The sequence below is a fragment of the Thermococcus sp. M36 genome, from assembly GCF_012027355.1.
In the GTDB taxonomy this organism is placed as follows: Archaea; Methanobacteriota_B; Thermococci; order Thermococcales; family Thermococcaceae; genus Thermococcus.
Map to the genome: position 1 here is coordinate 1 of NZ_SNUH01000276.1, position 413 is coordinate 413.

1 protein-coding gene is annotated in these 413 nt (G+C 32.0%); it reads right to left on the reverse strand.

Going from position 1 to position 413, the window contains the following annotated elements; genetic code table 11:
• Positions 1-271 (reverse strand): hypothetical protein (locus tag E3E36_RS13070; protein WP_206203720.1); only part of this gene is annotated, 271 nt, incomplete at its 3' end.
• Positions 272-413 lie beyond the last annotated feature (142 nt).

Here is a 413-nt window from a genome sequence, read left to right on the forward strand (position 1 = left end):
TTCTGTTAAGTTTTTGATGAATGAGCGGATAAGATTGTTCTAAAAAAAATCTGAATGCATTGAAATGAAGGGTATCAATATGTGTAGTGTCTTCAGGAGAAATAGTTGCAATCTGAATGCCTTTGCTGAAATGACTGATGGCAGAATCCGGTAATGGAACGAGTGCTTCTGCTTTATGATGCTGCCAGGGCTTTTGCATCAATGTTCTTGCAACAACAATAATTCCTACAACTACAATGATTATGATAAGGATGCGAAATAAATTTTTCATGATTTTTTGGTTGTTCAGAAATTACTTTACTACCGGTAACTCTATATAAGTTGCTAAATTTTTATTACAATAAATAGTATGTGTTGCTTTAATAAAATCTGATTCTTTAGCTTCAAAAATATTCGGGATAAATTTTTGTGGT